Origin of the sequence: Streptomyces sp. NPDC017246 (genome assembly GCF_044331325.1) — a bacterium.
In the GTDB taxonomy this organism is placed as follows: domain Bacteria; phylum Actinomycetota; class Actinomycetes; order Streptomycetales; family Streptomycetaceae; genus Streptomyces.
This window is the reverse complement of sequence record NZ_JBIRMW010000036.1, coordinates 1-10564: the sequence shown is the minus strand read 5'-3', so window position 1 is coordinate 10564 and position 10564 is coordinate 1. Positions and strand designations below refer to the sequence as shown.

Here is a 10564-nt window from a genome sequence, read left to right as displayed (position 1 = left end):
CGACAGCCGGGCCATCAGCGTGCCCGCCACCGACCCGAACAACCGAAACGGCCCGCCGAAGAAGCCGACGGACCGTCACGAAAGATCGAGGCTAAGTCCGACGGTTCGGTCGTCTCGACGTCGATGGTCGTCATCGCGGATTCCCTCGCTGCTCAGCTCTCCTGGTAAGGAGATGTGCGGCGGTGTGGTCCTTTCTCCGTATCCCATCAACGGCGGTATTCACAATCCCTCACGTCAGACGGGCGGCATCAGGTCGCTCTCGCTGATCGTGTAGGTCAGCAGGGGGTAGCTGAGGTCTGTTTCGTTGTTCTCACGGCGCCGTAGCTGGTAAAACTCACGCCTCTGCTCATCATCGGCCGGCATGAGGCGCGTACCCTGCGGAAGGTGTGCATGTCCGTCCCGGAACTGAACGAAGGTTTTCGACGTTCGAAACGTTATGCCCAGCCATTGGTTGTCCGCGGCCTGAGCGGGCGCGTCGAGTACGATCTTGTGCTTGAGTCTCCGATTCGATTCGACAGAAAACGCGACGATGCTGTTGTGGGTGAGAGAGATCTCGAATCTCTCGTCTTCGGATCCCTTTGATTCGAAGATCAGCTTTCTCGGCGGGCTCGCTTCGGGATGCTGGTAGCAGGAGAAGACGGCGATGAACGACTCATCGGCCAGATCGAGAGCTTGGTCGGAATGGCCGCCCATGGTTCTGTATGCGTTCGTGTAGCTCTCGATGAGCGCGTTGTTGAAGCCGACCGAAAGCGACGCACGCTCTTGGATCTGTTGCGCCAGCCATTCGTGCACTGCCCGGAAACGTTGCGTCGGGCTGCTGTATTGAGAGGTGGTGCGTACGAGAGGCACGCCACCCGCCTCGTCGACCCTGGTGAGGACAGCGCCTCGCCGGCCCTTCCCCACGTCTTCCAGGCGTGCCGACGCGGACAGCTCCTCAAAGAGATTCTCCTCGGTCGGCAAGGAGTGCGAGAGGATCTCGTCCGCGAACCTAGGCTCGGGGCGCAACGTAGTCTCCCGTGTTCATACTGAAGAGGAATTTATCGTCGTAATCAATGAAGGACGAGGTCTTGTTCTCCTCGGCGTACAGCTTCCGCAGCTCGTCCATGCCCTCCGGTGTGGGTTGCCCCAGCCTCACCAATTCTCCGGCCGACTTGAGGAACGTGTGGCCGTTCTTGTGAACGGCCTCGGCGCTCGAACAGCGCACCACGTATCCCATGCGGGTCGGGAGCAACTTGGCGTCCAATGCTGAAGGCCGGATTTCGTGTGTGTACAGGCGGTTGGTGGACAGTGGCATGAAGAACACAGAGCCGGGATAGAGAGTCAGGGAGAATTGGACGGGGAGCGCGGCCCCGTCGCGTTCTTCGGTCGGCTCTTTGAGGCGAAAGTGGAGTCTGGTCAGCCCGCTCGCACCCTGCACACCGTAGTCGAATCCGTCTCCGGGCAGGGGCTGCAGATTGTCGAGCTCGTCGTAGAAGGTGCAGAAGGCCATGATGCCGTTGACCGGCATGTCCTTGGTCTTGTCGGCGTGGGCCGAGATCTTGGCCTTGGACTGCTTGCGCTCGTTCGTGGCAAGGGTGTTGCGGTAGATCTGGGCGAGGACGTGATTGAGCGGTGCCTGGTTCCGGAAGACGGCGGCGGCCTCGCGGTTCAGATCATCGACGATGTGCGTGTCGGTCGGGCGAAAGCCCTCGGTCGGCCCTGAGAGATTCGTGGAGCACCGGAGAAGTCGGAAATGCAGCTCGTCACCACTTCGGGTGATAGGTGTCAGATAGATTCCGCTGCGATGGGCTGTTCCAGGTTTGGTGGACTCGGTCAGGGACTGGAACTCGTGCTCCGAGCGGATCCGTCCGAACTGATCGCCGTCGAGGTCGAAGAATCGGCGGTAGTACACGCCGGCGCCGTGTACGCGGATGGGAACACGACCGAGGCTGATGAGGCTCCATGGTTTCTCGACGTTCTCGTGGTAACCGTGTGATAGCTCTCGGATGACGAATACCCGGGCCGCCTCATCTAGTTGGTGACTACTGATCCCTGACAGGTCGCCACACAGGTAGACCGTCTTCTGTGCGAGGTCGGGCGAGCCGGAAGCAAGGTCATCTGGCGTGATGGTGGAACCGAAGAAGTTCCTGACCAAGTCATGATCCTGCAGCGTCGAGGGTGCAACCAAGATGTTGCCGGCATCCTCGATATGGGCTTCCGTCAGCTCTGTCGTGTGCATCAAACCGTACCTGCCATTCGCACTTGAGACGCGGAGCAGCAGATACAACCGGATGGTCTGCTGATCCATTCGATCCTAGCCTCGATCTTTCGTGACGGTCCGGCGGTTTCTCCGGCGGACCGTCACGAAAGATCGAGTTTGATTGCGGGCAGGGGTCGGTGGTCCGGCTGTCGCGTCGGCTGGCGCCGGGTTCCACGGCTCCGGTCGGGGCAGCTCTGCTTGCGGGGACGGGAACGTGCTGGTCAGCCGGGGTTCGGGAGAGTTTCGAGCCGTGTCAGGGCGTCGGCGATCAGGTTCGTCCAGGGGCAGTGGCGGGCGAATTTCAGGTGCCGGCGGCGGGCGGTGATGGCGAGTTGGGCGGCTGCGGAGAAGAGGCGGAGCCGGAGGCCTCGGTGGTGTTGGTGGCGAAGCAGGTGAGCCGCAGACCGTCTGCATCGGTGATGCACAACTGAGCGCCGGGGTGGGGCCGTTCCTTGCGGACGATCAGTCGCAGCCCCTTCGGCCAGCCCCGAGGCAGTCCTAGTCCAGCTCGGCCACCCAGGCACCGTCGCGGATCTCGCCGCCGGGCTCGACCGCCGCCGTCCAGGCCGGGCCGGGAACCTTCAGGACGGCTTGGTGAATCCGTTCTGTGGTGGTCATGCCGACCGAGTACGACAGCCACCGTCCGCGCTGGGCGAGTCAGGCTACGAACTCGTTCGTCCCGCCACCGGAGTCAGTACGGATGAGCGTGTTCCGTCCGCGCCGGTGTCGCTTCGGCAGCTGGGCCAGGGCGAGCCGGGTCGCGGTGATGTGGTCCGCTGCGGTGTCGGAGCCCGCGTTGCCGGGCCGCAGCAGAGCGGCCACCGGTTCCCCGGTGCCGACGCTTCCGTGATCGGTGAAGCTCTTGAGCGGGTGGTGTCCTGAGGTCTTCTTCCAGGTCGGGGCGGCGTCCTGCTTGCCGGAGTGGGCCAGCACGAGCACACCGTCCAGGTCCACGGTCACCTGCCCGTCGGCATCCGGCGCCGCCTCCCCGGCCAACTCCCGGACACGTGCGCGTGCTTCCGCCCGCGCCGTCCTGCCACCCCGCCTCCCTCTGGCCGGATCCGAACGGAGATCTGTGCGAACTCTCTCGGCCAAGGGGCGTCATCGAGCCATCCCGGAGAGCCCTCGACAGGGGTGCCCGCACTCTCCCGATGTCTCGATTGATGGCGAGTTACCGCGAAAAGACCGCCACTACTTTCGGTGGCGCTTCACCATTCCGCCGCCCATTGGCCCGATATTTAGTGGAATGGAACCACGGCCGAGTGTGAACTTTCGGCCGTGCGCCGGGCGAACTAGCGTGCTTGTCACCTGCGGTCGCATCTTGCTTCGGGAATATGCGCCGTTCATGGGTACACGGGGTCACGGGGTCACGGGGGAGGATCTGCGTCATGCAGTCGTGTGTCACAAGGAGTGTTCGAGGTCATCGGCCGTCCCGGAGGTATCCGGGAACGCGCGCGGGCACCACCGCCTGAACCACCGGTCAACGTTCCCAGTCGTCGACGCCCGGTCCTGGAGTGATGGCGTATGTCCGAACCGAAGCACCGCCTTGCCCTGCACCTGCTCGGCCCCCTCCGCGTCTGGCGGGGCGACCGGGAACTCGCCGTCGGCCCGCCCAAGCAACGGGCCGTCCTCGCGATCCTCGCCGGCCGGAGAGGAGCCGTGGTCAGCCGCGCCCAGATCGTGGACGCGCTCTGGGGCGGCGACGCCCCGGCCTCGGCCGCCAACGCCGTGCACACCTATGTCGCCGCGCTGCGCCGGACCCTCGAACCGGACCGCGGCAGCCGGGAGTCCGGCGCCTTCATCGTCTCCCGCACCGGCGGCTACGAGCTGCGCGTACCCGCCGAGGCCGTGGACTCCGCCGTCTTCGTACGCCGCTACGAGGAGGCCCGCCACCTGGTGTCGACCGGCGAGACCACGGCCGCCTTCGAGCGCTTCGAGTCGGCGCTGAGCCTGTGGCGCGACGAGGCGCTCAGCGGCATCCCCGGCCCGTACGCGGCCCTCGAACGCACCCGGCTGCGCGAGATGCGGTTCGCGGCGACCGAGGGCTGGATCGCCGGGCTGATAGCCGCCGACCGCCTCGACGCGGCCATCGTCGCCTCCTCCGAGGCCATCGCCCAGGAGCCGCTGCGCGAACGGCTGCGCCACCTCCACATGCTGGCCCTGTCCCGGTGCGGCCGACAGGCCCACGCCATCCAGGCGTACGACGAGACACGGACCATGCTCCGGGAGGAACTCGGCATCGATCCCGGGCGGGAACTGCGCGAGCTGTACGAGCGGATACTGGCGGGCGAGGTCCCCACCGAACGCCGGCGCCGGACGACGACACCCGCCGTGAACCCCTCGCCCCGGCCGTCCCGGCCCGCGCCTCTCCGGCCCGCGCCCCTCCGTACCGGCCCGCACCGGATCACCCGCCTCCGCGCGGCCTCCCCGGAAACCTCGACGTCCCGACGTAACACCCGCTCCGTGACCGGCGGTTCACCGCTGAACCAGCTCCCCGCCACACCCCGTGTCTTCATCGGCCGGGAGACGGAACTCCAGCAGGCCAGGCAGAAGCTCGACCAGGACATCTCCCTGTGGGGGAGTACGGCCCCGATCCTCACCGTCGACGGACCCGCCGGTGTCGGCAAGACCGCGTTCGCGCTGGAACTCTCCCATGAGTACGCGGACTTGTTCCCCGACGGCCAGCTGTACGTCGACCTCCGGGGTACGGGCGAGACGGGCCCCCGATCCGCCTGCGACGCACTCGCCCGCCTCCTCCAGGGACTCGGCGTCGAACATGACCGGCTGCCCCACGACCTCGAAGGGTGCGCCACCCTCTACCGCACCCTGATGCGAGGCCGGCGCATGCTGCTCCTCCTCGACGACGCGGCCGACGCCGACCAGCTGCGCCCGCTCGTCCCGCCCGGCCCCTCGGTCGTGATCGTCACCAGCCGCCGCCTCCAGCGCGGACTCGTCGCCCGCGAGGGCGCCCGACGCGTCGGACTGCGCCCGCTGAACCGGGGGACCGCCGCCGACCTCTTCGTCGCCCTCCTCGGTCCCGAGCGCTGCGCCGGACAACGGGCCACGGTGGAGCGGCTCGCCGAGTACTGCGGGCGGCTCCCGCTGAGCATCCGGATCGCCGCCGGGACCATGGCCGCCGATCCTTACCTGTGCCCGCGGGAACTGGCGGAACGGTACGAGGACCCGCGCACCCGGCTCGACCACCTCAGCGTCGAGGGTGACGGCGAGGCCAGCGTGCGCCACGCGCTGGAGGCGAGCTACCTCTCCCTCACCCCGGAGGCGGCCCGACTCTTCCGGGCCCTCGGCAGGACCGGGGCCGGGACGGTCGGGCCCGTGGACGCGGCCGCCTACACGGGCGGCGACGCGGCGGCCGCCCGGCGAAGGCTCGACGCCCTGGCCGACGTGGGGCTGCTCGAGCGCAGCGGCTCCGACGCGTACCGCTTCGACGAACTCGTCGGCATCTACGCGTACGAACGCGCGGCCTCCGCCGACCAGACCACCGCCCGCGCGACGCTCCTGCTGACCCCGCTCCACGGCGAGGGCGTCCAGGACTACTACTGCCGCCCGGAAGCCCTGGCCAGACGCTAGGTGGGGTTTCTTCACACACCCCGCGCTCTGCTTGGAGGGTTGCTTCACACACCCCCAGCTGCTTGAAGACGCCCACCTCCGAGGCCCCGGAGCCTGAAGAACCCGAGCGCCGAAGTACGTGGACCAGACACATTTCAGTCCTTCTTCAGATCCCCCTGCGCACAATCGCCTGCGTCACCACGCCTGTCGCTGTGGAGTAACGGAGGAGCACGATCACGATGACCACGAGCACCAGCCCGGAAAGCGCCTTCGGCAACCTGACCGAGGAGAGCGTCCGGTACAGCCGTTCCTCGCAGTTCCGCTCGACCAGCGAACTGTTCATCAGGGACAACCCGTACCACCGCCCCATGAACCCCGAGCGCATCGCCGGGATCGACTGGAGCACCCCCCTCGTCGAGGAGACCTTCGCCTCCGACCGGAGCCTGCTCGCGAACCGTCTCCTGATGAATGTCTACGAGAGCGACGCGCTGTTCCTGCCCGCCGCCGGACTGCGCAACTTCGAGGACGACTTCAACGCCTTCTACCACTCCGACAGCCGGCTCGCCGGCGAGCGGATCCGCCCCCAAGCGGAACGATTCGCCTTCGGTTTCCTGGAGGACTCCGTCGGCGTCTCCGGCCAGTGGGACGAGGACACCCTCCGCGCCCACCTGCGCCGCTCCGTCGACCTGGCCAACAGCCCCGGTTCCCGCCCCGTCTTCGACGCGATCCGCTCCGCGAAGTCGCCCAAGACGGCCGCGGGAACCCAGATCGTCCAGATGGCGCTCGACGGCCTGACCGAGGCCACCGCCATGTCGCAGAACTTGGGCGGCGCCTTCGGGCCGGAGCAGAGCGAGCTCTTCAAGATCTTCGTCGACGAGTTCGGCTACGGGGTCTTCCCGGCCAAGCACAGCACGCTGTTCATGGAGCTCTGTTCCAGCGTCGGCATGGCGACCACCTCGCACCACTACTGGTTCTTCTACCTGCCCAGCTCCATCGCGATCAACAACTACTTCTACTGGGCGACCCGCAACCGCACCGGCTTCTTCCGCTACATCGGCGCCATGGCCTTCCTGGAGGCCACGTTCGCCTCCTGGTTCGGCGACCTCACCAAGGTCTTCCGTGACGTGTACGGCAAGGACGTCGACACCCGGTACTGCGACGAGCACGCCCACATCGACCAGCACCACGGCCGGATGGCCATCGACGACCTCCTCATCCCGCTCGCCCGCAAGCACGGCCCCGTCGCCGTCAAGGGCCTGCTCCAGGGCGTCGAGGAGATCCAGCTGCTCGACCGCCTCGCGGGAGCCGACCTGCTCTCCCAGCTCACCTGGGATCCGGCGCTCTCCGACGCCCCCGCCGAAGGGCCCGTCGGAGAGGTCGTGGAGCTGGACAACCACAGCCCCTTCGACACCCAGGTCGCCCCGGTCGCCACCCGCCTCCACGTCCTCGGCGGCGAGGCCCTGCTGTACACCTCCGCCACCGGCGACCCGCTGCGCGTGCCCCAGGGCAAGTCCGTCCTCGTCCCGGCCGGCCGGCTCTACGGCGTACGGGCCGAGTCCCGCACCCAGCTCGCCACCGGGCCGGAAGCGTGAGCGCCCGTCCGAAGGGGGCGGCCGCCGCCCCCGCACAGCCGCGCACCCGGGCGGAGTTCGACCGCACCGAGCACAACGCGCTCGTCGCCGGCGACGAGATCTACTTCGTCATGGAACGCGACAACGCCCTCCACGTCCTGAGCAGCCGGTGCCCCCACCGCGGCGGCCCGCTCCACCTCGGCGAGGTCGAGGAGGGAAGGCTCGTCTGCCCCTGGCACGGCGGCTCGTTCCCCGTCGCCCGGCTCTGCGACCGCTCCCACCCCTCCGTACGAGTCGGGAACACCGTCACCGTGTACCTCCCGGCCGGAGACGTACCCCCCGTCCCCGTCCACACCATGGTCCGAGCCTCCGAAGCGGGAGAGAACGCGGCATGAAACTCACCACCACACAGGACGCCCCTCTCGATCTCCTCGCCCCCCAGCGCCCGGCCCGCGCCGCCGACCCCTTCCGGACGCTGCTCGCGCTCGGCGAGGAGGCCATGGCGCAGCGGCAGTACGAACGCGCCTACGACCTGTTCAGCTCCGCGGCCGGCTGCGACGCGAGCGACGCCGACGGAGAGCACTACCGCCGCGAGATCAACCGCGCGGTCCGTGCGCTCGTCCCCCGCTGGCACTTCGGCATGATGAACGACGTCGAGCGCAACCAGGCCTACGCCAAGGCGATCCAGCAGGTGGTCGGGGAGGGCCAGCTGGTGCTCGACATCGGCACCGGCGGCGGTCTCCTCGCGTTGCTCGCCGCCCGCTCGGGCGCCGAGCGGGTCGTCACCGTCGAGGCCGTCGACGTCGTCGCCGCGACCGCTCGCGAGATCGTCGCCAAGAACGGGTACGCGGACGTCGTCAACGTCGTCTCCGGCTTCTCCACCGACCTGCGCGTCGGCGTGGACCTGCCGCGCCGGGCCGACGTCCTGGTCACCGAGATCTTCGACTGCGCGCTGCTCGGCGAGTTCGCCGTACCCGCGCTGAAGCACGCCCGGCGGGAACTCCTTACGCCCGACGCGGTCGTCCTGCCCCGCTCGGGACGCCTCTTCGCGCAGTTCGTGGAGAGCCCCGAGCTGCACTCGCTCAACCACGTTGCCGAGGTGGAGGGCTTCGACTTCAGCCCCTTCGCCTCACTCACCTCGCTCGAGTACTTCTCCACGACCCTCACCAACTACCGGCACCGCCCGCTCACCGAGCCGGTGGAAATCTTCCGCTTCGACTTCGCCGAGGACATCGAACCGGCCGCGCGGCAGTTCGAGATCACCCCCGCGGAGAGCGGCGCCGCGCACGCCGTCGTGATGTGGTTCGAGCTCGACCTCGCCGAGGGCATCACCCTCTCCAACAGTCCTTCGGACAGCGGCTCCCACTGGAAACAAGCCATTCAGACCCTTCCGGAGCCCTGGCGGCTCAAGAAGGACTCCCCTCACCGGTTCCGTGCCGCGCATGATGGCCAGCGCGTGCTGGTCGGGCCCGCGAGCAAGGTCACACACACCCAGGTGAGGTAATGGCAGTCACGAATGAGGGACACACGTCCGAGGAGCACAAGCCGGGCGCCGGTCGAACCGGCTCCCCGGAAAACATTTCGGAAACGGCGAGTTCGGAGCTGCACAAAACCCTGACCGTCCCCAAGGGCGTCGGCGTCGCCACCGGAATGATCATAGGCAGCGGACTCCTCGTCCTGCCGGGTCTCGCCTACGACCAGGTCGGCCCCAGCGCCGTGTACGCCTGGCTGTCGGCGGCCGTCGTGGTCCTTCCGCTTCTCGTCGTCTTCGCACGGCTCGGGGCCCGCTACCCGACCGCCGGCGGCGTCCAGGGATTCGCCCAGGCCGCGTTCGGCGCGCCCGGCTCCACGGCCGCGTCGGTCATCCTCATCGGCGCCTGCGCGTTCGGCGGGGCGGCGATGGCGATCAGTGGCGGCAACTACGTCGCCGCGCTCCTCGGCAACGCCGGCGCCGGCGGCTGGGTGGCCCTCGCCTACCTGGTGATCATCGGCCTGCTCCAGGCCGCCGGCTCCCGGCTGGCCGGCGGCATCCAGTCGGCGGTCACCATCGGCCTGCTGCTGCTCCTCGCCCTGGTCGCCTTCGCCCCGGCGATGGTCGACTCGGGCTCCCTGCACGGCGAGTTGGCGCCGCCGGCCGAGTGGCTGACCGCACTGCCCGCCGTGGGCCTGGTGTTCTTCGCGTACACCGGCTGGGAGCTGGTCGCCTCGACCGCCGAGGAGTACCGCAATCCGAAGCGGGACTTCCCCCTCGTCATCGGCATCACCTTCGTCATCGTCGTCGCGCTCTACCTGGGCATCTCCCTCGCCGTGCAGCTCGTCGTCGCCCCCGACGACCCGCTGCTCTCCGAGGCGCCCGTCGTCGCCGTACTTGAGCAGGTCCTCGGCGACGCCAGCGGCCGGATCGCGGCCGCCCTCGGCGCGGCGATCATCTTCGCCACACTGATGGGCGGCACCTGGGCCACCTCCCGGATCGTCTTCGCCACCGCCCGCGACGGCCTGCTGCCGAACACCCTGGCCAAGGTCGACGCCCGCTCCGGCGCGCCCCGGCCCGCCGTGCTGCTGTCGGTGCTCATGTTCGGCGGGGTGGTACTCGCCAACGCGCTGGACCTGATCAGCCTGACGATGGTCTTCCAGTTGTCGACGGTGAACTTCGTCATCGGTTACGCGATCTCGGTACTCAGCTACGCCAAGCTGTACACGCGCCCCGCACAGCGACTCCTGGCCCTGGTGGCCGGAGCCCCGGTCCTGGTCATGCTGGCCGGCTTCGGCTGGGTACTCCTGTACCCAGCGGCCCTCCTGGCCTTCGCGGTCCTGGTCCACACGACCAGACGGCGACGGGCGGAAGCGGAAACAAGCATCTGACGCCAAGAGCACGCGGAAGGGCCGGGCGCTCGCCCGGCCCTTCCGCGTGCCGACTCATGGGCGTGACCGAGGCGGCGGCCTTCCGCGCAGCCCTTCCGGCCTGTCGCCGTCGAACCGCGCTCCGGCGACCTCGGCACCGGTGAGGTCCGCGTTCGTGAGGTCCGCACCGCTCAGATCGGCATTGCTCAAATCGGCGCCCCTGAGATCTGCCTCGGACAGATGGACGCCCTTCAGTAGCTGTTGTCGTTCCGATCTTGAGGGGTGTGTGTCGAACGGGAGTCTCGATCGGGTGATCGCGGCTGGTCGTGGGCATGAAGGCAGGGCC

The 10564-nt window shown here is 68.2% G+C and carries 8 protein-coding genes and 1 pseudogene; 5 read left to right on the top strand and 4 right to left on the bottom strand.

The window, feature by feature from the left end; translation table 11 throughout:
* Positions 1–234 precede the first annotated feature (234 nt).
* The 3 genes and pseudogenes from ACH4MY_RS37995 to ACH4MY_RS37985 form a co-directional block, all read right to left on the bottom strand.
* Positions 235–960: a hypothetical protein gene (locus ACH4MY_RS37995; protein ID WP_398009399.1), complete on the bottom strand. Its 726-nt coding sequence runs from the start codon at positions 958–960 to the stop codon at positions 235–237.
* Positions 961–988: 28 nt separating this feature from the next.
* Positions 989–2218 carry a hypothetical protein gene (locus ACH4MY_RS37990; RefSeq protein ID WP_398009402.1) on the bottom strand — a complete coding sequence of 410 codons (1230 nt, stop codon included), beginning with the start codon at positions 2216–2218 and terminating at the stop codon, positions 989–991.
* Positions 2219–2460: 242 nt separating this feature from the next.
* A pseudogene (locus tag ACH4MY_RS37985) lies at positions 2461–3337 on the bottom strand (transposase); the annotation flags it as partial.
* A 426-nt stretch (positions 3338–3763) separates the two neighbouring features.
* Here ACH4MY_RS37985 and ACH4MY_RS37980 point away from each other — a divergent pair.
* The 5 genes from ACH4MY_RS37980 (at position 3764) to ACH4MY_RS37960 (ending at position 10239) form a co-directional block, all read left to right on the top strand.
* Positions 3764–5827, top strand: coding sequence for a BTAD domain-containing putative transcriptional regulator (locus ACH4MY_RS37980; protein ID WP_398009397.1), 2064 nt, complete (start codon positions 3764–3766; stop codon positions 5825–5827).
* Between the two features lie 218 nt (positions 5828–6045).
* Positions 6046–7398 (top strand): iron-containing redox enzyme family protein, encoded by a 1353-nt coding sequence (locus ACH4MY_RS37975; RefSeq protein WP_398009395.1) that lies wholly within the window; start codon positions 6046–6048, stop codon positions 7396–7398.
* Positions 7395–7772, top strand: coding sequence for a Rieske 2Fe-2S domain-containing protein (locus tag ACH4MY_RS37970; protein WP_398009394.1), 378 nt, complete (start codon positions 7395–7397; stop codon positions 7770–7772). The genes ACH4MY_RS37975 and ACH4MY_RS37970 overlap by 4 nt, the downstream gene beginning before the upstream one ends.
* Positions 7769–8881 (top strand): 50S ribosomal protein L11 methyltransferase, encoded by a 1113-nt coding sequence (locus ACH4MY_RS37965; protein WP_398009392.1) that lies wholly within the window; start codon positions 7769–7771, stop codon positions 8879–8881. The genes ACH4MY_RS37970 and ACH4MY_RS37965 overlap by 4 nt, the downstream gene beginning before the upstream one ends.
* Entirely contained in the window at positions 8881–10239 is a 1359-nt protein-coding gene (locus ACH4MY_RS37960; protein ID WP_398009391.1) for an APC family permease, read from the top strand. The genes ACH4MY_RS37965 and ACH4MY_RS37960 overlap by 1 nt, the downstream gene beginning before the upstream one ends.
* Before the next feature lie 54 nt (positions 10240–10293).
* Here ACH4MY_RS37960 and ACH4MY_RS37955 read toward each other — a convergent pair whose 3' ends face one another.
* A complete protein-coding gene (locus ACH4MY_RS37955) occupies positions 10294–10458 on the bottom strand; it encodes a pentapeptide repeat-containing protein (protein ID WP_398009400.1) in 165 nt (54 codons plus the stop codon).
* Positions 10459–10564 lie beyond the last annotated feature (106 nt).